At 54.0% G+C, this 23237-nt stretch carries 23 protein-coding genes; 1 reads left to right on the top strand and 22 read right to left on the bottom strand.

Translation table 11 applies throughout. The annotated features are described in order from the left end of the window. Window positions 1–128 precede the first annotated feature (128 nt). The 22 genes from ftsZ to BN1190_RS11040 all read right to left on the bottom strand — a co-directional run bounded on the left by ftsZ (window position 129) and on the right by BN1190_RS11040 (window position 21883). A complete protein-coding gene (gene ftsZ, locus BN1190_RS10935; protein WP_040286931.1) occupies window positions 129–1319 on the bottom strand; it encodes a cell division protein FtsZ in 1191 nt (396 codons plus the stop codon). Between the two features lie 48 nt (window positions 1320–1367). Continuing rightward, on the bottom strand, window positions 1368–2645 hold the full coding sequence (gene ftsA / locus BN1190_RS10940) for a cell division protein FtsA (protein ID WP_040286932.1): 1278 nt from the start codon (window positions 2643–2645) through the stop codon (window positions 1368–1370). Between the two features lie 91 nt (window positions 2646–2736). Continuing rightward, the gene (locus BN1190_RS10945; RefSeq protein WP_040286933.1) at window positions 2737–3108 is read right to left on the bottom strand and encodes a small basic family protein; all 372 of its coding nucleotides are present in this window, start codon (window positions 3106–3108) and stop codon (window positions 2737–2739) included. A gap of 2 nt (window positions 3109–3110) precedes the next feature. Further along, the gene (locus BN1190_RS10950; protein ID WP_040286934.1) at window positions 3111–3824 is read right to left on the bottom strand and encodes a DUF881 domain-containing protein; all 714 of its coding nucleotides are present in this window, start codon (window positions 3822–3824) and stop codon (window positions 3111–3113) included. A gap of 25 nt (window positions 3825–3849) precedes the next feature. After that, on the bottom strand, window positions 3850–4620 hold the full coding sequence (locus tag BN1190_RS10955) for a DUF881 domain-containing protein (protein WP_338066436.1): 771 nt from the start codon (window positions 4618–4620) through the stop codon (window positions 3850–3852). Further along, window positions 4550–5383 (bottom strand): cell division protein FtsQ/DivIB, encoded by an 834-nt coding sequence (locus BN1190_RS10960; protein ID WP_052461797.1) that lies wholly within the window; start codon window positions 5381–5383, stop codon window positions 4550–4552. The genes BN1190_RS10955 and BN1190_RS10960 overlap by 71 nt, the downstream gene beginning before the upstream one ends. A 20-nt stretch (window positions 5384–5403) precedes the next feature. Further along, on the bottom strand, window positions 5404–6495 hold the full coding sequence (ftsW, locus tag BN1190_RS10965; RefSeq protein WP_040286935.1) for a putative lipid II flippase FtsW: 1092 nt from the start codon (window positions 6493–6495) through the stop codon (window positions 5404–5406). A 42-nt stretch (window positions 6496–6537) separates the two neighbouring features. Next, on the bottom strand, window positions 6538–7893 hold the full coding sequence (gene murD / locus BN1190_RS10970; RefSeq protein ID WP_040286936.1) for a UDP-N-acetylmuramoyl-L-alanine--D-glutamate ligase: 1356 nt from the start codon (window positions 7891–7893) through the stop codon (window positions 6538–6540). Beyond that, window positions 7894–8865 carry a phospho-N-acetylmuramoyl-pentapeptide-transferase gene (gene mraY, locus BN1190_RS10975; protein WP_040286937.1) on the bottom strand — a complete coding sequence of 324 codons (972 nt, stop codon included), beginning with the start codon at window positions 8863–8865 and terminating at the stop codon, window positions 7894–7896. Between the two features lie 57 nt (window positions 8866–8922). Continuing rightward, complete coding sequence (locus BN1190_RS10980; RefSeq protein ID WP_082023388.1) at window positions 8923–10770, bottom strand: penicillin-binding transpeptidase domain-containing protein; 1848 nt, start codon at window positions 10768–10770, stop codon at window positions 8923–8925. A gap of 121 nt (window positions 10771–10891) precedes the next feature. Beyond that, on the bottom strand, window positions 10892–13042 hold the full coding sequence (locus BN1190_RS10985; protein WP_244898709.1) for a penicillin-binding protein: 2151 nt from the start codon (window positions 13040–13042) through the stop codon (window positions 10892–10894). Between the two features lie 83 nt (window positions 13043–13125). Then, on the bottom strand, window positions 13126–13494 hold the full coding sequence (gene ftsL, locus BN1190_RS10990) for a cell division protein FtsL (protein ID WP_040286940.1): 369 nt from the start codon (window positions 13492–13494) through the stop codon (window positions 13126–13128). 16 nt (window positions 13495–13510) lie between these two features. Next, entirely contained in the window at window positions 13511–14443 is a 933-nt protein-coding gene (gene rsmH, locus BN1190_RS10995; protein WP_040286941.1) for a 16S rRNA (cytosine(1402)-N(4))-methyltransferase RsmH, read from the bottom strand. A 35-nt stretch (window positions 14444–14478) separates the two neighbouring features. After that, entirely contained in the window at window positions 14479–14910 is a 432-nt protein-coding gene (mraZ, locus tag BN1190_RS11000) for a division/cell wall cluster transcriptional repressor MraZ (RefSeq protein WP_040286942.1), read from the bottom strand. Between the two features lie 406 nt (window positions 14911–15316). Next, entirely contained in the window at window positions 15317–16924 is a 1608-nt protein-coding gene (bshC, locus tag BN1190_RS11005; RefSeq protein WP_040286943.1) for a bacillithiol biosynthesis cysteine-adding enzyme BshC, read from the bottom strand. An 82-nt stretch (window positions 16925–17006) separates the two neighbouring features. Further along, window positions 17007–17396: a DUF3397 domain-containing protein gene (locus BN1190_RS11010; protein WP_040286944.1), complete on the bottom strand. Its 390-nt coding sequence runs from the start codon at window positions 17394–17396 to the stop codon at window positions 17007–17009. Next, window positions 17396–18283, bottom strand: a complete 888-nt coding sequence (locus BN1190_RS11015; RefSeq protein ID WP_040286945.1) for a ketopantoate reductase family protein — start codon at window positions 18281–18283, stop codon at window positions 17396–17398. Before BN1190_RS11015 ends, BN1190_RS11010 begins: the two co-directional genes overlap by 1 nt. A 74-nt stretch (window positions 18284–18357) precedes the next feature. Continuing rightward, on the bottom strand, window positions 18358–19857 hold the full coding sequence (locus BN1190_RS11020) for an acyl-CoA carboxylase subunit beta (protein ID WP_244898731.1): 1500 nt from the start codon (window positions 19855–19857) through the stop codon (window positions 18358–18360). Between the two features lie 80 nt (window positions 19858–19937). Next, window positions 19938–20153 (bottom strand): biotin/lipoyl-binding carrier protein, encoded by a 216-nt coding sequence (locus BN1190_RS11025; protein WP_040286947.1) that lies wholly within the window; start codon window positions 20151–20153, stop codon window positions 19938–19940. Window positions 20154–20268: 115 nt separating this feature from the next. Next, on the bottom strand, window positions 20269–21042 hold the full coding sequence (locus tag BN1190_RS11030) for an enoyl-CoA hydratase/isomerase family protein (RefSeq protein ID WP_040286948.1): 774 nt from the start codon (window positions 21040–21042) through the stop codon (window positions 20269–20271). 111 nt (window positions 21043–21153) lie between these two features. Next, window positions 21154–21327 (bottom strand): 50S ribosomal protein L32, encoded by a 174-nt coding sequence (gene rpmF, locus BN1190_RS11035; RefSeq protein WP_082023351.1) that lies wholly within the window; start codon window positions 21325–21327, stop codon window positions 21154–21156. Between the two features lie 22 nt (window positions 21328–21349). Next, window positions 21350–21883, bottom strand: coding sequence for a YceD family protein (locus BN1190_RS11040; protein WP_040286949.1), 534 nt, complete (start codon window positions 21881–21883; stop codon window positions 21350–21352). A gap of 135 nt (window positions 21884–22018) precedes the next feature. Between BN1190_RS11040 and BN1190_RS11045 the strand changes: the two genes are divergently transcribed. Continuing rightward, complete coding sequence (locus tag BN1190_RS11045; RefSeq protein ID WP_040286950.1) at window positions 22019–23236, top strand: nucleotidyltransferase; 1218 nt, start codon at window positions 22019–22021, stop codon at window positions 23234–23236. Window position 23237: the final 1 nt, after the last annotated feature.

Raw genomic sequence — 23237 nt, forward strand, 5'->3', positions numbered from 1 at the left:
ACTACCATGCATCCCGTAAGAGTTTTGTCAGTCTGCGTCATCATTCCTGAAAAAAGTTCGACAGGAACCGAACGTCAGAAAAGAAAAAAACCTCCGACAGAAATGTCAGAGGTTTTTTGTATGTTCATTTATTTGCGGCGCCGGTTCCTCAAGAAGGTCGGAATGTCCAGACCATCGTCCTGCGGCTGCTGCTGCTGTTGAGGTGTGTGGTTCCTCACAGGCTCCTGCTGAGAAGGCTGGTGGTGCTGCGGCTCTTCATGCCGTGCAGGATTGGACTGCGGCGCATGGCTTTGCGGCGCCTGTGTCTCCCGCTGGCGGACTCCGCCGTAACCCGAAGTCCGGTTTCCGCGCGTTGCTGAGATCTGTTCATCGGTGAAGCCGGTAGCGATGACCGTGACGACGATTTCGTCTTTCAAATCGTCGTTGATGACGGAACCGAAGATCATGTTGACGTCTTCATCCGAAGCGGACGCGACGATGTCTGCAGCCTCCTGCACTTCGAACAGGCTCAGATTCGAACCGCCCGTGATATTCATGAGGACACCTTTCGCTCCGTCGATCGACGTTTCGAGCAGCGGGCTGGAGATGGCTTTCTTCGCAGCCTCCGATGCCCGGTTTTCACCGGTCGACATACCGATCCCCATAAGGGCTGAACCTTTGTTCGACATGATTGTCTTGACGTCTGCAAAGTCCAGGTTGATAAGTCCCGGCACGGCGATCAGGTCTGAGATACCCTGGACACCCTGACGGAGGACGTTATCCGCTTCGCGGAACGCTTCCAGCATCGGTGTGTTCTTGTCAACGATTTCGAGCAGCTTATCGTTCGGGATGACGATCAGCGTATCGACCGATTCTTTCATAGCAGTGATTCCGCCGATCGCCTGCGTCGACCGCTTGCGTCCTTCGAATGTGAACGGCCGCGTCACGACACCGACAGTCAGTGCGCCGAGGTCTTTTGCGACCTGCGCGATGACAGGTGCAGCACCTGTCCCGGTTCCGCCGCCCATGCCTGCTGTGACGAACACCATATCCGCTCCGCGCAGCGCTTCTTCAAGCTGCTCGCGGCTCTCTTCAGCGGCCTTTTTACCGACCTCCGGGTTGGCGCCTGCACCCAGTCCCCGTGTCAGCTTGCCGCCGATCTGCAGCTTCACTTCAGCCTGTGACAAGTTCAGTGCCTGCGCATCCGTATTCACTGCGATGAATTCCACGCCCTGTACACCGTGTTCGATCATCCGGTTGACCGCGTTATTGCCGCCGCCTCCAACTCCGATTACTTTGATGACCGCGAGTGCTTCGATATTTGTATCAAACTCTAGCATCTTATTTTCCTCCTAATCATTCAACTTCAGTACTGGACATGCATTGGTTCATTCAAAAAAGCTGTCGAAGAAGCGTTTGGTTTTGCCGATGATCGATTCCTTCTGCTGTTTCGGTTCCTGATTCTTTTTCACTGGGGCCGCAGTCGCGGTTTCCTCGCTCGCCTGTCCAACCGATTCGGCGCTGTGGAACCCGAAGAATGCATCTTCCATGCTGGCATAACGGATCAGACCGACCGCCGTTGAATACATCGGTTCACGCACCCCGATATACTCGGGCGTATAAATTCGCACACGCGTATTCAGGACATGGCGCGCGAGCTGCAGGATGCCGTCCATCTTCGTTGTGCCGCCTGTCAGCACAACTCCACCCGGCAGATCCCGGATGCCCATACGGTATAATTCTTCAAGAACCAGTTCGAACAGTTCCTCAAGACGGACTCCGATGATCTCCGATATGTATTTTTGGCTGTATTGGTCTTTTGTATCCGCCCCGATGACCGGGACCTCGAACAGCTCATCATCCGACGCATCATCATAGAAAGCATGGCCGTATTGATGTTTGATCTTGCGGGCCTGCTCCGTCGGCGTCTTCAGGATGATTGAAAGGTCTTTTGTAATATGGTCGCCACCTACAGGCAGGACCGCTGTCGCCGCAAACCGGTTGTCCCAAAATACGGACACCGTCGTCGACCCGCCGCCGATATCGATGAACGCCGTTCCATGGTTCATCTCATCCTCTGTCAGGGCGAATGTCCCCGATGCGAGCGGCTGCAGGTAGATTTCACGGATGGAAAGGCCTGCACGCTCCACGCAGCGCAGAATATTGTGCACGAGTGTTTTCGAGGTGGTGATCATTGTACCGTCCATTTCGAGACGGACACCGATCATCCCCCTTGGATCCTTGATTTCATCATAATCATCGACGATGAACTGTTTCGGGATAATATTCACGATTTCGCGTTCAGGTGCAACGGACATCACTTGCGCAGATTCCATGACACGATCCAATTCATCATCTGTAATTTCACGATTTTCGGAGTTGACGGCGACAACGCCTTTGACGTCCTGCAGCGCCACTCCATTGGAAGGGATCCCGAGGATCACTTCCTGGATACGCAGGCCGGTCATCCGTTCCGCCTGTTCGACCGCTTTGCGAATCGACTGGACCGTTGCGTCTATGTCCACAATGGATCCTTTCCGGATACCGGCGGATTGTACATTGCCGACCCCGATCACATGCAGGGATCCGCCATCCACCTCACCGATAAGGACTTTGATAGTGGAGGACCCGATGTCGAGTGATACATACATATTTGACTGACTCATCTTTGGCACCTCCCATTGTGACTCTTCTTCCATTCTATTGTATTGTGAGTGTGTTGTCTAAATATTTTCGCCATCTCCTCTCGAAATCCTTTCATTTTGAATTATTTGCCGCAGAAACTTTGCGGACCTCCGACCATTTCGTCAGCAGGATGCGCCGGATGACAGCCAGGTTCTGGAACAGCCGCACACCGAAAGCGAAGATGGCAGCCAAATAGAGATCCACTCCTAAGTGGACGCCGAGGAATGCAAGGGCCGCTGCAAGGAGGATGTTGAAGAAGAATCCGCTGATGAACACCAGGTCATCATACACGCGCTGCATATGTGCCCGTATACCGCCAAGCAGCGTATCAAGCGCCGCCAGGACAGCAATTGACAAGTAGTTGCCATATTCCTGCGGTATTTGTATGTCCGTCAGAAATCCGAGTGATACGCCGAGTATGAGACCTAATATCGGCAGCCACATGGTCAGTCCCCCTTTGGCAGTTCTTTCAAAAATCGATTTTCGAACGGATCGGTACGTCCGCTGATCGTCACGTCTTCAGCCGGCTGGCTGATCTCCAGGACAAAGTCATCCAGATAGAAATCATCCAGTAACGAAGACGATTGCAGAAAGTTATACAATTTTTCACTATTCTTCATGTCCGCTGATATGATTTTAATTTGGAATGGCGGAATCTGGACGGGCAGTCCATTGACGGTCGTGTTTCCGTTGATATCCCGGATTGCACTCAATGCGGTGATCCGCTTTCCGTCGATCTCCATGTTGATATCCTTGAAACGGTTGGCGTCGTTGACAAAACGCGTCAGCAGTTCAGGACTCACTTCATGGAGGGGCGTCCCGAGTGCAATACTTTCTTCGGAAGGCTTGACATCGATGACGATGCCGGGACCGGTGAGTTCTGTCATGCCTGCCTGTTCACGGAGTTCCCGGACCGTCTCAGACAGCGCTTGTCCGGCTTGTCCTTTTTCCGACCCGCTGTATTTCTTAAGAGTTTCATCGAGTCCCCGCACTTCAGTCAGCAGTTCGGAATGGAGTTTGCGCTCTTTCGCCAGTTCGTTACGGATCGCCCATATATCACGGGTGTCGCGTTCATCAGGCTGCTGGACGGTATTGTACTGGACAGCTACCATGAACCCGACGATGAACAGGATGGCTGTGAACATCCAACTGCGCCGCATGTCCGTCCCTCCTCTCTCAACAGGTTCAACTTTGTCCTTCTTCCCGCAGTGCGGACATGGTGATCTCTTTTTTCTTTTCGATTGTCATCACGATATTATCAAGCAGCAGTGTATCCATGACGCCGCCTTTCAAGGTCAGCGATGAATTCAGTGTGTCCGTATCCCCGATCGCTTCAATGACGAAAGGTGCGGGGAAAGTCCGTCCATCCACTGTGATCACCGGGCCGGTGCATTTGATGCTCGAATTGGCACTCAGGCGCTGTCCATTGATGGACAAAGCCTGTGCACCGGCAATCTTCAATTCGTTCACGACAGTGAGCACTTGGCTTTCATGGACAATGTATTCGTTAGGATTCTGCTGAGCGGGATCATAATCCCCGTCTTCGAGAGACACGCGCAGCCCTTCCCCTTTGGCCGGCACCGCCCCCAGCAGCAGCCGGAGATCTCCTGCTTCTTTCACGAGTGAATCGTGATCTTGTTCCGAATCACTCAAATTTCGTTCCGCCTGCGTGATTTTCTTTTGTTTGGCGGTGATTTCATCGGCCAGCTGCTTATTGCGCTCTTTCTGCTCGATCAGCTCCGACCGGTAGCTCTCCTCCCTGTCCTCCATCTCGGAATGGATTCTCTGGGACTCGGAACCCGGTCCGAGTGTCCGGTAGGAGAACGCCAATATGAACCCGAAGACAAGGAACACAAGCACATACCAAATCCGGTTATTCCGTTTTTTACGAATCGGCATCTCCGGTGCTTTCGTCTCCGTCTGCGGTTCCGTCTTCTTCTCCGTCTTCTTTCCCATCATCCTCACCTGCTTTACCGCCGCCATCCAGTTTGCTGTATGGCGTGAAATACGTACCGACTTCCACGTCGATGATCCCTTTCTCTGAACCTGTCAGCTCATTGACGATGTCAGGGTAATACGACAGCTTGTCCGCCATTGTTGAAAGTGATGCATGCACCTCATATCCATCATCCATATACAGGACGGCACTGTCCGGGTTCTTCTTGTCCGGCAGGTGCACTTCGGAAATGAGCTGATAGACGGTGCTGTCGATCTGCAGCAGCTGGGATGATAACTGTTTTCGGAGTTCTTTCGTCGTGAACCCTGCGGCAATCGGTACGTCTGCCGCTGCACCGGACTCCGGAGTGAATGTCTCACCATTTTCGAGAATGAACTCATACTCGCCTTTTTCCTCCAGCAGTGCAACCGGTTCCCATTCGTCAACATGCACCGTGACGCTTCTCAGCCATTTTCGTTTGACCGCTGCGTCCTTCACACCTTCCGCTTCCTTGAGCCGCGCAGCTGCTTCCGGCGCGCTGAACCCCCAAAGGGAATCACCTTCTGCCAAACCTGCCTGCCGCAAGTAGTAATCGCGGTCGTGAAGAGCAGTCCCATTCACATCAATGCGGTCGATTTTGCTCATTTGAGATTGAAAGTAAAGGAGGATGAGGAGTGCTGTGACAAATAGGAGCACGACAAGGATGAATTTGCGGTTCGTCTTCCTGCGGCGTTTTTTCCGCATGGAGGGAATCCGGTCTTCAATGTCGATAACTTTTTCCAATTCCTCCCCCTCCTTTTCACTCAATCTGTTTTCCTGCCTTTTGAAAAGTGCAGGATGGCTCCGACGGCAAGCCAGGTTGTCAGCATGGAAGATCCCCCATAACTGATGAAAGGCAGCGTCACCCCTGTAACGGGCAGCAGACCGGAAACGACTCCGACGTTCAGGAACGTCTGGAAGATGATGATCGCAGCCATCCCGGAAACGACGAGGCATTCCCGCCAGCCGGCAGTTCTTGCAGCGATCCCGAAGGCGCCGATCATCAGGCAGACGAACAGCGCAAGCACCGCCGCCGCTCCAAGGAATCCCGTCTCCTCCGCTATAATCGAAAAGATGAAATCATTCTGCGGTTCCGGTAAGTACAAATACTTTTGCCGGCTGTTGCCGAACCCGTGGCCGAGCAGTCCGCCGGGTGCGATTGCGAACAGCGACTGGATGCCCTGAAACCCTTTTCCGAGCGGATCGCTCCATGGATCGATATAGGACTTGATGCGGTCCAGCCGGTAAGGGGCCGCCAGCACAAGCGCTGCAAACGAACCGATGCCCGCAAAACCGAGGAAGGCAAAGAAAGAAAGGGGATACCCGGCTATGAACAGGACGACGAATGCCGAAACGATCATTATGACGGCTGAGCCTAAGTCAGGTTGCATCATGATCAGTGCAAACGGCAGAAGGATAAGCGCAAAATGCCGCCAGTCCCACACACGTCTGCCCGGCTTCTGGGTCATGCTCATCGCCAGTTTGCCGATCAATGCCACTTTCACGAACTCGGCCGGCTGCAGACTGACGGGGCCAAGTGCAATCCAGCTCTGTGACCCGTTCCTGACAGCCCCGATCCCGGGAATCAGGACAGCAGCGAGCAGGACGACTGTTCCAATGTAGAAGACTGTCCAGAACTTTTCGTTAGAAAGATGCGGTGAACGCATCATCATATAAGCGATACCTATGGAAACGCCTATGTAAATGAGCTGTTTCAGGGCGAATGGCGCCGCATCCGCATAGCGGATCTGTCCCCAGTAGGCTGCAGCCGAATGGACGAACAGAACACCGACCAGCGTCAGGCTGACAGCTGCAATGAGAAACAGGTTTCTGTATTTGGAACCCAGTAGATGCATCCTTTCGCGGTTGTATTTGTACGGAGCCTGCCGGCTGCCGCCTTACACTTTCAGACGCTGTACCGCCTCGATGAACTCATCACCGCGTGCTTCGAAATTCGGATATTGGTCCCAGCTGGCACACGCAGGTGACAGCAGCACCGTGTCCCCTTTTGCGGAGACGCTGAAGGCTTCTTCCACTGCAGCAGCAAGCGTGTCTGTCTCACGGAGAGTCTGAACACCGCACGACTCGGCAAATTGAAGCAGGCGGTCGGCGGTCTCCCCGATTCCGATGACAGCTTTCACATTCGCCATATGCGGCCTCAGCTCCTCGAAGGAATGGCCTCTGTCCAGTCCGCCCGCAATCAGGACAGTCGGAGTACGGAACGAGGACAATGCACTTTTTGTTGCGAGTGTATTTGTCGCTTTAGAATCATTATAGAATTTCCTGCCGTCGACTTCCTTCACGAATTGCATGCGGTGCCGTACGCCAGTGAAGGAGCTGAGTACACTCTCGATCGCTGCCTGGCCGCAGCCGGAAAGGATGGCAGCAGCAGTTGCCGAGAGGATATTCTCCAGGTTATGCTCCCCCGGCAGCATGATTTTGCTGCGGCTGATGATTGGATTGCCGAGCCAGTAGATCTGCTCGTCATCCGCAGAAATCCCCTCCGCCTGCCGCTCTTTTACAGTGAACGGGATCATGGCCGCCCGGGTATCGGCTATGTAGCGCAGCAGCTCAGGCTGATCCGCATTGTAGATAAGATAATCGGAAGCCTGCTGGTTTTCCGTGATTCTCGCTTTCGCTTCCGCATAGGCCTGACGGCTGCCATGATAGTCAAGGTGAGCTTCATACAAATTTGTCCATATGGCGATATGCGGACGGAACTGTTCAACGCCCATCAGCTGGAACGACGAGGCTTCCAGGACGATCAGTTCATCAGATTTCGCTTTAGATGCGACAGTACTTGCCACTGTCCCGATATTCCCTGCAATTAGAGGATGACGCTCACCGATATTGAGCATATGGAACAGCAGCGTTGTCGTAGTTGTCTTCCCGTTCGACCCGGTGATGGCGATGATCGGCGCTTCACTGACCAGATATGCGAGTTCTATCTCTGTCCAGACGGGGATCCCGACCTGCTCGGCCTTCACGATGACGGGGTTCCGGTAAGGGATTCCGGGATTTTTGACGATGAAGTCGAAGCCCCCATCCAAAATATCGGCAGGGTGTCCGCCGCAGATGACCGTCACTCCCATTTCCCGGAGTTCCGCTGCCAATGGATTGCCTTCATCAGGTGCGGCGTCATTCAGGGTGACTTCCGCTCCCCGGGATGCCAGAAGGCTTGCAGCGGCATGGCCGCTTTTCGCAAGTCCCAGTACGAGTGCTTTCTTTCCTTCGAATTGTGCTGCGTTGATCATTTACATCACCTCCATTAAGACGGGGAGTACAGCCGCCAGGAAAGCGACACTCCAGAATACGAGCACGACCTTCCACTCCGACCATCCCGAAAGTTCGAAATGATGGTGGATGGGACTCATCTTGAATACCCGTTTGCCGGTTGTTTTAAAACTGATGACCTGGATAATGACAGACAGTGTTTCGATGACGTAGACGATCCCGATGATCAGCAGGAGGAATTCCTGCTTGATGAGCATCGAAATCATCGCAAGCGCCCCGCCGAGCGCAAGCGATCCGGTATCTCCCATGAAGACCCGTGCCGGTTTCATGTTGAACAGGAGGAAGCCGAGCATCGCGCCGGAGACGACGAACGAGAACATGGCGATGTCCTGCTGGTTATAGGCGACCGCCAGTATCCCGAATGCAGCGAATGCGATCGAGGATGTACCCGACACGAGTCCGTCCAGGCCGTCTGTCAGATTGACCGCATTGGAGAATCCGACCAGCCAGAAGATGAGGAAGACGACATAGAAGACACCCATGTCGATTTCAAAATCCATAAACGGAATGGAAATGACCGTATCGAACGGTCCGAGTTTCAATAGGAAAAATGCGAAAATCGCAATGATGATCTGCCCGATCAGTTTCTGCAGGGACGTGAGCCCCAGATTGCGTTTCATGACAACGATGATGAAGTCATCCAGGAATCCGATGATTCCAAATCCGATCAAGACCAGCAGCAGGACGATCGTCTGTGTTGTCAGGACACCATTTATGTAAGACAGGATCGGCGTGGCGATCAGGATTGCGACAAGGAAGATCAGTCCGCCCATCGTCGGGGTGCCTGCTTTCTTCATATGGGCTTCCGGTCCTTCTTCTCGGATGCTTTGACCGAACTTCATCCGCCGAAGCAGCGGAATGATGGCATAGCCCAGGATAGCCGTTAGGCCGAATGTTACGGCGATTGCCGTAATTGTAGTGACGAGCGTCATTTGTAAATCTCCTTCTATGTTCCCAAACTGGTTGTTGGTTCAGTAATGATGGTGCCGTTACTCCGTATAGACATGGATCACGTCACCTTCATGGATTTCCGTATCAGGAAGCGGCAATTGCTTTTTGACTTTCTTGCCCTTGCCATGCCATTCGATGCGGATGGTATGCTGCTGCTCGGCCAGCTTATTCTTTGTCAGGCCGATCAGATCCGGTGTACGCTGTGTGATCGGATCTCCCCAGCGATATTCTTTTTCAAGCTGGTCCTTTTGCGGCTCAATGCCTGCCAGCGGTGCAATCTCCTCGATGATGCGTCCGACGATCGGTGCCGAGATGACGCCTCCGAACTGGACGGAGTTTTTCGGACTGTCGATTGCGACATAGACGACCAATTCAGGATCGTTTGCCGGCGCGATGCCAATGAACGAGACGATGTAGTCACCGTCCTTATAGACACCGTCCTGCACTTTCTGAGCTGTCCCTGTTTTGCCGCCCACCCTGATTTCGTCGACGAATGCATTGCGGCCGGACCCTTTGGCAACGACTGATTCCAGGGCCCTCCGGACTTCGGCTGACGTTTCTTCACTGATGACCCGCCGCTTCATCTCCGGGACATAGGACACTTTCGCTTTTCCATCCGGTCCGAGTATCTCCTTCACGATATACGGTTTGTACAGCATCCCGCCGTTCACCGCCGCAGCGACGGCCTGGACCTGCTGGATCGGCGTGACGGAAATCCCCTGGCCGAACGAAGTGGTCGCCTGTTCCACCGGTCCGAACGCATCTTTCGCGAACAGGATCCCTTTCGCTTCCCCCGCGATACCGGAACCGGTCGATTCACCGAAACCGAAATTGCGGATATAGGAGGAAAGACGTTCTTCCCCGAGCCTCCGGCCAATCTCGATGAACCCCGGGTTACAGGAGTTCTCGACTACCTCCAGGAACGACTGATGACCGTGCCCTTCCCGTTTCCAGCATCGGAGACGTGCGCCGCCTACCATAGTATAACCCGGATCGTTGAAGGTTTCATTGTCGAGATCGATGAGTTTTTCTTCCAGTCCGGCAGCGAGCGTCATGATCTTGAATGTGGACCCGGGCTCGAATGTCATCCAGACGGGCAGGTTGCGGTTGTAGATATCCGGATTCGCTTTTTGGTAATTAGCAGGGTCGAATGTGGGTGCGGAAGCAAGTGACAGCAGCTCCCCTGTCTTCGGGTTCATAACAATCGCCAGCGCCTGCGCGGCGTCATACTTTTCCATGGCCTGCGACAATTCCCGTTCCACGACCTCCTGCATCTCCGCGTCGATCGTCAGGACGACGGATGAACCTTCTTCACCGTCTTTGAAATCATCATCCACATGAGGGAGAGGGGTTCCTTTCGCATCTGTATACATGCGGATCTTGTCACCGCTCCCGCTCAGGAACTCGTTATATTCGTATTCGATCCCAGCGAGACCCTGTCCGTCATACCCTGTGAATCCGAGCAGGCGGGACAGCATTTCACCGTGCGGATAACTTCTCATGAAGTCGACGCCCGTATAGAGACCGGGGATTTTCAGAGCTGTGATTTCATCCGCCTGCGCTTTTGTGATGTTTTTCGCTTCCGGTGCGAGCTTCACCATGTATTCTTTCTTGCTCATCTTCTCTGCCAGCGCTTTCTCATCAACTTTCAGGACGGTTGCGATTTTGGCGGCCGCTGCCTGCGGATCCGGATGCTGGGAAGGCATGAAATACAGCGTCGGGGCAAGCTGGTTGCCGACAATCAGCTTCTGATTGCGATCCACGATCTCTCCCCGGACGCCGCCGAACGGGATTTCCCTGTCCCAGTTGGCCTCCGCCCGTTCCTTCAGCCATTCGTGCTTAATGATCTGCGCGTGGAACAATTTGCCTGTAGTTGCACCGATCATCAGCAGAAAAATAATGAACACGGCCCGCAGCCTCTTTTTCGACTGCGTTCCAATCAGTTGCTTCAAAAGCGCTCACACCTCTCGTTTTACTGCTAATTTATGAGAGTGCGAGCGCTGCTATTCATCCGCCCAGAATATCCTCTTCTGTTTCTCCCCCGTCAGATGGGCTCTCTTCTCCGGGTTCTTCTTCCGTTTCCGGTGCCGTCATTTGCTCGGGCTCTTCGAGTGTAATGACAACCGGGTCGCTTTCCGTGACCGCAGAGCCTGCGGACAGACTTTGCTTGACGACATAGCCTTCCCCATTCACGCGGATGTCCAGATCGGTAAAACTTTTGAATGTCAGGATCTGTCGTTTCGACCATCCCGTGAAATCAGGAAGCAAGGTGTTACCCGATGTTTGCAGCATCACGACGGAACCTGGTGTCAGTTCCGTACCTGCCGCCGGCGATTGTGCAGCAATATCCCCGGCTTCACCGGTGATGACAGGAATGAGCCCTTTTTCTTTCAGTGCAGCTGCCGTCTTACCGGACGGTGCTCCTTCATAATTTTCCATCGTGACTGTATTGTCCGCATGCTCACTGTCCGGAGCGATGTTCAGGTACTTTAGGCTGCTCTCCATCACAGACGTGAAGATTTCGGAAGTCGGATCGGAGCCGTATTTTCCTTCTTTCAGCTGTGGATGCTGGACAAGTACATAGGTCAGCAGCTGGGGATCATCGATCGGCGCCATGCCGAGGAATGAATATAGATAGTTGCCGTTCCCGGCCCTGTATCCTTTTCCTGAAGTGCGGGGAATTTGCGCAGTGCCTGTTTTTCCGCCCGCATCATACCCGTCGAGCGCGAATTTTTTGCCTGTACCGTGTTCTGAAGTGATGGTGGATGCCAGGACCTCACGCACCCGCTTTGCTGTCTCTTCGGAAATCGGGCTTTTTTTCGCCTCAGCGGAGTGCTGTTCCACTACTTTTTCGGTATTCGGATCGATGATCTGGTCGATGACATACGGGGTCATCATGTTTCCGTCATTCGCGATTGCCGTTGCAGCCTGGATCATCTGGATCGGAGTCACAGTAGACCCCTGTCCGTAGGAAGTCGTCAGCCGCTCACTTGGATAGTTATCGAGGATGATTCCGGACGCTTCGTTCGGCAGGTCGATGCCCACTTTTTTGCCGAACCCGAATTTCTTCAAGTAATCGATGAATGTCTGATCGCCCATCCGTTCCAGCAGGTACGCCATCGATACGTTGGACGAACGCTGGAACCCTTCCAGGTAGGTGATCGTCCCCCATCCGGTCCGGTTGACGTCCCGGATGGTCCGGTCGTAGATTTTGTACTCCCCTGATTTATAGAATGCATTCGGATCCCATTTGTTCTCCTGGATAGCGGCAGCCAGAGTGAACATCTTCATGGTCGAACCCGGTTCGAATGTTTCCTCGACAGCCTCGTTCAGCCAATTATCAGTCAGCCCTTCCCGGGTTCCCGGGTGGAATGACGGCCGCTGGCTCATTGCCAGGATCTCGCCGGTTTTCGGATTCACGACGACTGCCAGCATCTTCTCCGGCTTATATTCCTTTTCCGCACGGTTGAGCGCGTCCTCCACGAAGTTCTGGATCGTCTTGTCGAGGGTCAGCTGGATCGTCTGTCCGTTTTTCGGTGCCTCGATCTGCTTTTCGTTATCCCGCAGCTGTATGCCCCAGCGGTCAGTCTTGAGGTTCATCTTCCCATCCGTGCCGGTCAGCTGTTTATCGTACGTTTTTTCGAGCCCCATCTTGCCGACAGTCCGGACTGTTTTGTCCTTCATCTCTTCAGGCATGGCAAAGCCGACTAAGTAAGACGCGAATTTTCCGTTCGGGTACAGCCGTTTCTTGTCCTCGAAAAACCGGATTCCCGGTAGTTCCTCTTTTTTGAGGGCATCTGCAGTTTCGTTTGAAATCGACCGTCCGGCTTTCCCGAACTCGATCTGATACGCATCGGCCGGAGCATTTTGGAACCGTTCCAAAATCGCATCCCGGTCCATATCGAGATACTGGCTCAGCACATCGGCCGTCTTTTCAAAATCCGTGACGTGCTGCTGTTTTTTCGAGCCTTTGGAAGCCTTCTCACTCAGCACGGCCACAAGCCGGTAGCTGAGCGTGTCCGTGGCGATCACTTCACCTGCGCGATCGACGATTTTACCGCGATCGGCCCGCAGGACGGATTCCTTCAAGTATTTCTGATCCGCCATCGCCGCGAGAGCACGGCCGTCGATTTGTCCGGTGATCTGAATCTGGAGCATTCTTCCGAACAAAAGGAAAAAGAGCCCTCCAAATATAAACAGCATCAGAAAGGCTCCACCTTGAAATCGAAATTTCTTTTTTTTCATCGTCCAGGCACGACCTTTACGTTACTTTCATTCAGATTCAAGCCAAGTTCCTTTGCTTTTTCCCAAATGCGCTCATATGTCGATTTTTCACTTACTTGGTTGGACAATTCAATATTTTGTTTTGATGTTTCCTCGATTTTGTTTGAAAGATAGTGCATATCCTTGTTGGTGTCGTTGATTTGCGCCTGTGTATGCAGGACCGTCGTCGAGAACATGACAACCGCAGCAAGGAACACAACAGCAAGGAATTTTTCTCCGGGTGAAAACAGCCTCCGGGGTTTCGGAGCAGGGACAGCGGCAGGAGATGTCTGCGTTTCCTGTTCCGGTATGTACGTAGGTTCAAACTTTCTCTGTTCCAATGCCATTCCGTTTTTTCCCCTTTCACTTGCGTTCTGCGATTCTCAATTTCGCAGAGCGGGCTCGTTTGTTTGCCTCTATTTCTTCCTCACTTGGCAGGATCGGTTTCCGGGTGATCAGCTTTAGCTTCACGTCCAGACCTTCCGGAATCACCGGCAGATTCGGCGGCAGCTCAGGCAGTGTCGAGGCTTCCTTGAAAATTGTTTTGCACAGCCTGTCCTCCAGGGAATGGAACGTGATGACGCTGATCCGGCCTTTCGGATTCAGCAGATCGATCGCATCGGTCAATGACGTTTCGGCAGCCCCGAGTTCGTCATTCACGGCAATCCGGATTGCCTGGAATACACGTTTTGCCGGGTGGCCGCCTGTACGGCGGGCCGCCGCAGGGATGCCTGCTTTGATGAGTTCCGCAAGTTCAGCGGTTGTCCGGATCGGCTGTTCCGAGCGGGCTTCCTCGATTTTACGGGCGATGCTCTTCGAAAATTTCTCTTCTCCGTACCGGAAAAAGATCCGGATCAGATCCTGGTAGCTCCATTCGTTGACCACGTCGAACGCGGTCAACGGTGCATCCGTGTCCATCCGCATGTCGAGCGGCGCGTCGTGGTTGTAGCTGAATCCGCGCTCCGGGGTGTCCAGTTGCGGCGATGAGACGCCGAGGTCATAGAGGATGCCATCGACATATTCAATTCCGATAGCGGCCAGTTCTTCTTTGATGCGGCTGAAGTTCGAATGGATGAATGTGACCCGGTCCAAGTAGTCATGAAGTGTTTCTTTTGCGGCTTCGATTGCTGTCATGTCCTGATCGAAACAGATCAGTCTGCCTGCGCCAGAAAGCTGCTTTGCGATTTCTTTGCTGTGACCTGCACCGCCGAGCGTGCAGTCGACATAGATTCCATCCGGCTGGATCGCCAGCCCATCCACTGCTTCATGCAGTAATACTGTTGTGTGATCGAACACGGGTACCGCCTGCTTTCCATGTCATCTGGTACTGATTAAAAATCGAAGTCCATAATATTCTCTGCAATGTCGTTGAAGGAGTCCGCAGACTCTTCATAGTAGGATTGCCAAATTTCTTCCGACCAGATTTCAAAACGGCCGGATACACCGATGACCATGCAGTCTTTCGCGATTTTGGCGTAGCCGAGAAGGGAAGCGGGAATGTTGACACGCCCCTGCTTATCCAGCTCGGCTTCGGTGGCTCCTGAAAAGAAGAAACGGGTGAATGCCCGTGCGTCTTTCTTTGTGACGGGCAGCGCTTTCAGTTTCTCTTCAAGTTTCTTCCATTCATTCATCGGGTAGCCGAAGAGGCAGTTATCCAGTCCGCGGGTCAATACGAAACCATCCGAAAGATGCTCCCTGAATTTCGAAGGGATGATCAGACGGCCTTTGGTATCGATTGAATGTTGGTATTCACCCATGAACATACCCTTCACCCCACTATATAAGTTTAATGTACCACATCCCCCCACTTTCCTCCACCCATTTTTGTATTTGCAATGAATTTGTATCAATAGCACTCGATTCATTGAGATTATTACGTTTGTTACAATTCAGGGCGGTGTTTTTCAACCAGGACCAGCAGGTTGATGGGCCGGGTTTTTCCAGTTCGCAGGCTGCCGTTTGTTCTGGCTGGTTTGCTGCTCGGATTGTTTTGCGGTCAACTCACAAGCGTGGCCCGTCTATCTTCGACCCGGACCTGGATTTGCGCGCGAGTCGCAGTTAAAACCGCTTTAGCCACGCGCTTATACCAGGGATCGGCACCGCCGATTGGCGCAGCCAAAAAAGCACATGACCTGCGCTTCTGCGCGCAGATCATGTGCTTTCGAATTGTCATAGATAGATGATGACGTGGCTGCCGTCCGATGGAATCTCTTCGGCGAGGAGATCGCGGATCAGGGACGGCCCATATTCGTTCAGGTATTTGAACGGTGTATAGGTCCGTTCCTGAAGATTGCGTTCCGGATACAGATCGCCCTCCAGCAGGTTGTAGCTGCCGAGAGCCGCTGCATACTTCCGCAGCAGCGCGTCTTCCGTCTTCTCCCGCAGGAATTCCACTTGGCGGAGATGGTACCCAAGGTTTTTTTCTGAAAGCGCACCCAGATCCGTATCGCCGAGATGCTGCTGGATTTTTGCGTACTGCACAGTCAGCAGGTCAACGGTCTCGCCGAGAAGTGAGTCCATCCCTTCGTCCCTCTGCTCATCCAGAAACTGTTCGCGGCGGATGATCGTTTCGCCCGCCAGGACCCTGTCGACCGTCAAACCGGTCTTCTCGAGTGCATGCTGTGCGTTCCGGGTGACGAGTGTGATCGAGATGCGCGGCACGACGATCGGCATCTTGATGCCGAACAGGCGGAATGCCGGCTTCAACAACGCCCAGTAGGCGATTTCACCGGGACCGCCGACAAACGCAAGAACGGGCAGCATCAGGTCCTGCATGATCGGCCTTGTTGCGACATTATTGCTGAGCAGCCAAGGTGTTTTCTCTGCAGTCGCCAGCAATTCCTCTTCCGTGAAACGGAGTCCGGCAGCTTCGTTGACGAACAGGCCATCCTTCCTGCTGAGCAGGACACGTCCCGTCTCATGGACATAGAACAGATGCGCCGCGTCTCCTGACGCTTCGATCGGCGCTCCGTAGCCTTCTGTGCTGAACCGTGATTCGGTCTCCGCGACACTTGCCGCCAATTCGGCCGACTTCCGGATGAACTGCTTGAAATGATCTTTCTCAAGTTCCCTGAACGACCGGTCCGCCGCATCGATCATCAGCAGGCCGTGCTCCTTGAACAGCCCGTTCATGAGACGGACGAAGAAGCCGGTGAACGTCGTTTCATGCTCCGCGGCTTCCAATACGTCTGCAAGCAATTGCTTCGTGTGGACCGTCTCCCCGAAGTCACGGAAGATGAGCCGGATGAATTCCGCCATCTGTTCCTGGCTGTAGACAGATTCCGATGCCATCGTCTTCAGGACAAACCGTTCGGGATACTGCCGTTTCAGCGGCCGGCCATCCTGTTCCGCGTAGATATGATTGATTTCGTCGATATCATGGTCTTCTCCTGCAATCCAGAACACCGGCACGATCGGTACGCCCAATTTCACCTGCTGCTGCCGGGCGAGCAGGATGACGGTGATCGCCTTATGCACAGAATAGAGAGGACCTGTCAGCAGACCGGCCTGCTGACCGCCGACCACCGCGACTGCACCGTCTTCCAGCGCCTTCAGGTTCGCGGCCTGTGACTCCGAGATCCCGTATGGCTCAAGAAAGTTCCGGATCGTACCCGTCAGTTCTTTCCGCTGGTACATCCGGCTGTCCAATTCCTCCAGGCGGCTGCTGAAATCATTCTCTCCTCTGCCATAATCGAAATAGGATGCGGCAAACTCCTGATCATTCCCGTATGACTCCATGATTTTGTTCTTATGTATAGGATGTGATGCAATTTTCATCATTCGAGCCCCTTTTTCGCCAACTGTGTATGGTCTGAGTATAGCACTCCGCCCCGAGCGTTTAAAAACATACGCTTGCCGTCTACTGCACAAGGAATCCGACAGACTCCGTGGCTGCGCCAATCACCAGGAGAACGAGATAGAGCAGGGAAAACACGATAAAGAGCATCCGCCAATAGTTGCGCAGCATCCGCAGCATACTGAATTCCTTGCTCTTCACCCGCTCCGCTACAGCGTACCCGATCCCTGCAATCAGGATGCCTGACGCCACGATCAGCCATGCGTGTGCAGCCATCCTGTCCAGGACGAATGCAGTCGCCATGACGAGCAGCGGCACCGTCCAGTCGGCTGCCATGCGGATCGATTTCACTTGCGACCGCCCGGCGAGACGGCTTCCGGCAAATAAAATGGCGGACAGTACATACGGCACTATTATCAAAAATGCAAGTCCATGCTGCATTGCTTCTTTCATCAGTGGTCTACCCTTTCGTCAATAGCTTTCAGCAGCCTCTCCAGCTGGCCGAGCACCGGCATCCGCTCCCGATTCGGTCCGATGGCCGCGGTGACAATCGTGTCGATTTCCATGGGGTCACCGTTTTTGCGGTCCGTCAGCATCGATGATTCGTTCGCGGCGGTGTTCCGGCACACCGTCATTACATCTGCGAAGGACAGTCGGCCTGCGGTATCCGGATAGGCTTCCGCCAGTTCATAGTACACATCTTCCATCAGTCTGCAGGCATTCTCCCGCGAAACAAGCTCCCCGTTCCTGATCCCGAGCAGAGCGGTCAGCGGATTGATGCAGCAGTTGAGCAGCAGCTTTCGGTACAGCATGGCCCGAGCATCCGGCTGCAGCCGGAACGGGAACGGCTCTTCCATCTGCCGGCACAATTCTTCCAACGGCTGCGGGTCCCCCCTGTAATGTGCAGCGGCTGTCACACCATTGCCGAGATGGCGGACCGTCCAGTCGTTCTCCCTGTTTGCGCCGTGCGTGATGGAAGCGAACCCGATGGAAGGGAACAGCAGGTCATCCGCCTGCTCGAAATGCCGGATCCCATTTTGGATGAACAGCATGTAGCCGATCCGGACATCGCTCGTCAGGGAGTCAAAAAGCTTAGGCAGGCTGCCTGATTTGACCGCCGCAATCCATAGGGCTCCGTCCGGCGCGTCAGACGGCTCTGTGAAAGCATTCACCGCAAACCGCCGCCCGCCGGTGTCCCCGATGCGGAGCAGGCCGTTCTTCTGTAATGCCAGGCTCTGGCCGGGCCGGCGCGTGAGAAAAGAAACACCATGCCCCTGTTCCGCCAGATAGGAACCCATCAGCATCCCGATGGCTCCTGCCCCTGCAATGACAATCTCCATAATAGCCCTCCCATTGGAAAAAAGCTGCCCGGACCATCCCTTACAGAGACGATCCGGGCAGCCGTTATACCGGATTATACAGGATATACCGGGTGTTTGCGCGGAGGCTGCGGAATTTCTTTCGTGCTGTACAGGGCAAACCTGTCCGCAAGCACAGCCCGCAGATCCGAAGGCTTGACGATCTCGTCGATGATCATTTCAGATGCAAGCCGGTAAATATCGATTTCCGCTTTGTATTCCTGCTGTTTCTGCTGAACGAATGCCCGGCGTTCTTTCGGGTCTTCAATCGCTTCGATCTTGTTGGAATAGACGGCATTGACCGCTGCTTCAGGACCCATGACGGCAATCTGTGCAGTCGGAAGGGCGATGCACACATCCGGTTCGAATGCCGGGCCGGCCATCGCATAGAGACCTGCACCATATGCTTTCCGGACAACGACGGAAATTTTCGGTACCGTCGCGGAACTCATCGCCATGATCAGTTTGGCACCATGGCGGATGATCCCTTCCCGTTCCACTTTCGTCCCGATCATGAAGCCTGGTACGTCTGCCAGGAACAGGAGAGGAATTGAGAAGGCATCACACAGGTTGATGAACTTCGCCCCTTTGTCAGCGGAGTCGACAAACAGGACGCCGCCTTTCGCTTTCGGCTGGTTGGCAATGATACCGACAGGCCGGCCGTCGATCCGGGCAAGACCCGTAATGAGTTCAGGCGCGAATTTCTTCTTCACCTCGAAAAAGCTGTCTTCATCGATCAGCGTGTCGATCGCTTCATACATATTGAAGGGCGCATTCTGGTTTTCGGGGATGATTTCCTCTAGCGTGCGCCCTGTTTTGGCCGCAACGGCCTCTTTGAGCGGAGCCGATTCAGTGAAGTTGGCCGGGAAAAAAGCGAGATACCGTTTTGCTTCTGCGATCGCTTCTTCTTCCGAGTCTGCGAGCACATCGCCGCAGCCGCTGACCGAGCAGTGCATCTCCGCGCCGCCCATCTCTTCGAGCGACACCTTCTGACCGATCACTTTCTCGGCCATCCGCGGCGAGCCGAGATACATTGATGCGTTTCCGTCCACCATGATGACCAAATCGCAGAAGGCCGGTATGTAAGCACCACCTGCTGCAGACGGTCCGAACAGGACGCACAGCTGCGGGATGAACCCTGACAGCCTCACCTGGTTATGGAAGATCCGGCCGGCCCCTCTGCGGTTCGGGAACATGTCCAGCTGGTCTGTAATACGTGCACCTGCGGAATCCACCAGATACAGCATCGGCACCCTGTGCATTTCCGCTGTCTCCTGGATCCGGATGATCTTTTCGACGGTGCGTGATCCCCAAGAGCCCGCTTTGATGGTCGAATCGTTCGCCATGACACAGACCGTCTGCCCGCCGACTTTCCCCATGGCTGTGACAACCCCGTCCGCCGGCAGATCACCTGCTTCGCAGTTTGCAAAGCGGCCGTCCTCTGTATACTCACCATTATCGAAGAGCAGTTCAAGCCGCTTGCGCACGAATAATTTTCCCTGCTCGGCTGCTTTATCGTGGTACTTCTGCTGGCCGCCGGCAAAAATGGCAGCCAGGTGTTCCTCGAGCTTACCGTTATACCCCTTTTGTTCTTCTGTGCTGTTCGTCACGCAAATACCCCCATTCAGTGATCTGCTTATCCTTCGAATGTCAGGATGACGTCCCCTTCATCGACGAAATCTTCTTCTTTCACTTCAATGGACGCGACTTTGCCGTCCATTTCGGCTTCCACGGGAATCTCCATTTTCATGGACTCGAGAATTACGACGACATCCCCTTTTTTCACTTCCTGCCCGACTTCCACTTCGATCTGGAATACTGTGCCTGTCATAGATGAACGAACTTCTGCCATCCTCTTCTCCTCCTCGTCAATAAATTCCTGGTAAGATAGATGAGTTTCATGTATCTTTCCCTAGTTTATCTGATAATTGAAATCGTTTTCAACCATTCTCTTATCTTTGCAAAATTCAATCTTTAGGACGTCCTGTTTTCTCCCTGAACCGCCGTACTGCTTCATGATGCTCATCCGACTCCCAGAGGACTGCACACTGCTCCGCTTCCTCGAGCATCCGGTGCTCCAATCCCGTCTGTACAAACCTCCTTACAGCGACCATCTTGTAGGCATGGAGGACACCGGGGCTGATCGTGCGGAATCCGTCCAGGAAGCGGACGAGTGCTTCCTGCTTGCCATCGGTGTAGACGGACGTAATCCAGCCGGCTTCCTCAAGCGTCCGGGCCTCATGGAGTTTCGCGCCCATCAGGAGCTGCAGTGCCGGCGCATGCAGGCTCTCTTTCTCATACAGGAGGGACGCACCGCCCCATCCTGTCGTGATAGCGAGGGTCCCTTGGATGAACCCTGCCCGGGCATCTGCACGCATCAGCCTGAAATCGCAGGCGGCGGCAAGTTCACAGCCGCCCCCGACCGCCGTGCCGTCCATGAGGGCGATGACCGGGACAGGTACAGCTGCCAGCCGGTACAGCAGCCGGGTCATCCGCAGGAGCATCGGACGCGCCTCGTCAGCGGTCCGAAGCGTGTGGAACTCCGACAGGTCCCCGCCTGAACAGAACGCTTTCCTGCCGGTGGATGTGACGACTCCCCATTCGACGGACCCATCCGTCTCCAGCTGCCGGATGAACTTCTCCAGCCCGTCCATCACGTCATGGCTGACCGCATTGCGCACACCCGGCCGCTCAATCGAAAACGTCAGCAGTTGTCCGTCCCTGGAAATTGAATAAGACATTTCAGCACCCCCTGTTGGTTTTCCGCATAGAAAAAGACTGCCGGGAACCATGGTTTCCCGGCAGTCTTCGAGACAGCGATGAGCTGCCAAAGTATTGCGGCAGAATCTTGATTATTCGCCTGCAACAACTTTCCCTTTGTATTGACCGCATGATTTGCAAACGCGGTGTGCCAACTTCATTTCACCGCAATTTTCACAAGTTGTCATACCTGGAACCTGTAATTTGTAATGTGTACGGCGCATGTTCTTTTTGGTCTTAGATGTTCTTCTCTTTGGTACTGCCATTAGAGGCACCTCCTTATTTCGACTAGTCGTTATCGGATTCAAAAAATCTTGCTAAGTCCGCAAGTCTCGGATCCGTCTTGGTCTCCTGCTCTTCCTCCAGCTGCTTATTGTACTCTTCATCGGTCGTATAGGACCAGCCTGTTCCGGATGCTTCCGTCATGGCTTCCGCCCCTTCGCAGTAGACCTGCATCGGGACTTCCAGAAGGATCAGCTCCTCGAAAAGCGGCATTGGATCGATCGTATCCCCCGTCACCGGGAAGATTTCATCATCCTGTGCCAGAACGTATTCGTCCCAGCTGAACTGCTCGTCCGTCTCGATGGAAAACGGATAATCCACATCATTCCATGTGCGGGCACACGGCAGGATCATCTTACCTTCCAACCGGAAATGGAACGAAATTTTCTTGGAACCGACTGTACAGTAGCCTGTCAGATGAACAGGTGAGATCTCCCGGATTTCGGGATTCTTCTCCTTGACGGAACTGAGATCCACCACTTCGTCAAGCGGTATACTTCCCTGCTTGAACTTTCGCAATTGATGAATTGACCATTTCATGCCTATCACCTCAAGACAACACTTTTGATTATATAGCGGAGTAAAATAGATGTCAAGATATTTTCTTGTCACCAGCTTCCGTTATTCTTTATACTGAATACTATGCGGACCACAGACCAAAGGAGCGTGAGACTCATGAAAGCAGTCGGAATTGTTGCCGAATACAACCCGTTCCATAACGGACACCGCTATCACGCCGAACAGGCAAGACAGCTGACCGGATCGGACGCTGTCATCGCTGTGATGAGCGGCAACTTCCTGCAGCGCGGTGAACCTGCACTTGTCGATAAATGGACGAGGACGGCGATGGCGCTCGAGAACGGCATCGACCTCGTCATCGAACTGCCGTATGAAACGGCGACGGCGAACGCATCCGGCTTCGCGGACGGCGCCATCCGCCTCCTGGATGCGGCATGCTGTTCAAGCTACTGCTTCGGAAGCGAACAGGGAGCGATCGGGCCATTCGCCGAAACACTCAGGCGGATCAAATCGAATCGGCCATATTACGAAGAACAGGTGCGGAATGCGGTGAAGTCGGGCATCAGCTATCCAAAAGCCCTCAATGACGCGTATGAACTGACAATCCGCCAATCACAGGAGGATCCCGTCTGTGCAGACCTGTCCAAACCGAACAACATCCTCGGGTTCCACTATATGGAGGCGGCGGATGAAATCGGATCCCGCATGGGAGCCGTCACGATTCCCCGCTTAGGCGCCGGGTATTACGATGATATCTCTGCCGATACGCATATCGCAAGCGCGACAGGCATCCGGAAAGAACTGTTCAGCGAGGGAGGCCGGCTGGAAGGCATCCGGGCATACGTCCCGGCAGCGACCTATGAGCTCCTCAGCGACTGGCTTGCACAGCGTTCCCGGTTCGGCAGCTGGGACTCGTTCTATCCGCTGCTCCGCTTCCAGATCCTGCGTGACGGGCCGGAACGGCTTGGCGGAATAGCTGATATTACTGAAGGCATCGAGCACCTGCTGTACAAAGCGGCGAAACAATCGGAGGACTTTGCTTCGTTCATGGCACAGGTGAAATCGAAACGGTATACATGGACACGCCTGCAGCGCATGCTCGTCCATATCCTCACAGGGTTCACCTATGAGCAGCGCATCGCGGCGGGAAATCCGGATCATCTGCGGGTGCTCGGCATGACAGCGGCAGGCCGGCGCTATCTGAAAGAACAGAAAGGCCGGCTCGCACTCCCGGCTGTCAGCCGTCTCGCCGCCCACGACAGCGTATCAGCCGATATCTCTGCACATGTCTCGGACTGTTATGCATTCGGTATCGATCCGGTCCATCCGCTGACTGGCCTCGACTTCAGGACCCCTCCGCTTCTTTCGGACTGAA

It is taken from the genome of Sporosarcina koreensis, from assembly GCF_000826145.2.
GTDB lineage: Bacteria > Bacillota > Bacilli > Bacillales_A > Planococcaceae > Sporosarcina > Sporosarcina trichiuri.

Excerpts from the sequence above, each read along its gene's own strand:
- ftsZ (WP_040286931.1), bottom strand. The coding sequence starts at position 1,319 with ATGCTAGAGTTTGATACAAATATCGAAGCACTCGCGGTCATCAAAGTA.
- ftsA (WP_040286932.1), bottom strand. The coding sequence starts at position 2,645 with ATGAGTCAGTCAAATATGTATGTATCACTCGACATCGGGTCCTCCACT.
- BN1190_RS10945 (WP_040286933.1), bottom strand. The coding sequence starts at position 3,108 with ATGTGGCTGCCGATATTAGGTCTCATACTCGGCGTATCACTCGGATTT.
- BN1190_RS10950 (WP_040286934.1), bottom strand. The coding sequence starts at position 3,824 with ATGCGGCGCAGTTGGATGTTCACAGCCATCCTGTTCATCGTCGGGTTC.
- BN1190_RS10955 (WP_338066436.1), bottom strand. The coding sequence starts at position 4,620 with ATGGGAAAGAAGACGGAGAAGAAGACGGAACCGCAGACGGAGACGAAA.
- ftsW (WP_040286935.1), bottom strand. The coding sequence starts at position 6,495 with ATGCATCTACTGGGTTCCAAATACAGAAACCTGTTTCTCATTGCAGCT.
- murD (WP_040286936.1), bottom strand. The coding sequence starts at position 7,893 with ATGATCAACGCAGCACAATTCGAAGGAAAGAAAGCACTCGTACTGGGA.
- mraY (WP_040286937.1), bottom strand. The coding sequence starts at position 8,865 with ATGACGCTCGTCACTACAATTACGGCAATCGCCGTAACATTCGGCCTA.
- BN1190_RS10980 (WP_082023388.1), bottom strand. The coding sequence starts at position 10,770 with ATGATCGGTGCAACTACAGGCAAATTGTTCCACGCGCAGATCATTAAG.
- BN1190_RS10985 (WP_244898709.1), bottom strand. The coding sequence starts at position 13,042 with ATGCTCCAGATTCAGATCACCGGACAAATCGACGGCCGTGCTCTCGCG.
- ftsL (WP_040286940.1), bottom strand. The coding sequence starts at position 13,494 with ATGGCATTGGAACAGAGAAAGTTTGAACCTACGTACATACCGGAACAG.
- mraZ (WP_040286942.1), bottom strand. The coding sequence starts at position 14,910 with ATGTTCATGGGTGAATACCAACATTCAATCGATACCAAAGGCCGTCTG.
- bshC (WP_040286943.1), bottom strand. The coding sequence starts at position 16,924 with ATGAAAATTGCATCACATCCTATACATAAGAACAAAATCATGGAGTCA.
- BN1190_RS11010 (WP_040286944.1), bottom strand. The coding sequence starts at position 17,396 with ATGAAAGAAGCAATGCAGCATGGACTTGCATTTTTGATAATAGTGCCG.
- BN1190_RS11015 (WP_040286945.1), bottom strand. The coding sequence starts at position 18,283 with ATGGAGATTGTCATTGCAGGGGCAGGAGCCATCGGGATGCTGATGGGT.
- BN1190_RS11025 (WP_040286947.1), bottom strand. The coding sequence starts at position 20,153 with ATGGCAGAAGTTCGTTCATCTATGACAGGCACAGTATTCCAGATCGAA.
- BN1190_RS11030 (WP_040286948.1), bottom strand. The coding sequence starts at position 21,042 with ATGTCTTATTCAATTTCCAGGGACGGACAACTGCTGACGTTTTCGATT.
- rpmF (WP_082023351.1), bottom strand. The coding sequence starts at position 21,327 with ATGGCAGTACCAAAGAGAAGAACATCTAAGACCAAAAAGAACATGCGC.
- BN1190_RS11040 (WP_040286949.1), bottom strand. The coding sequence starts at position 21,883 with ATGAAATGGTCAATTCATCAATTGCGAAAGTTCAAGCAGGGAAGTATA.
- BN1190_RS11045 (WP_040286950.1), top strand. The coding sequence starts at position 22,019 with ATGAAAGCAGTCGGAATTGTTGCCGAATACAACCCGTTCCATAACGGA.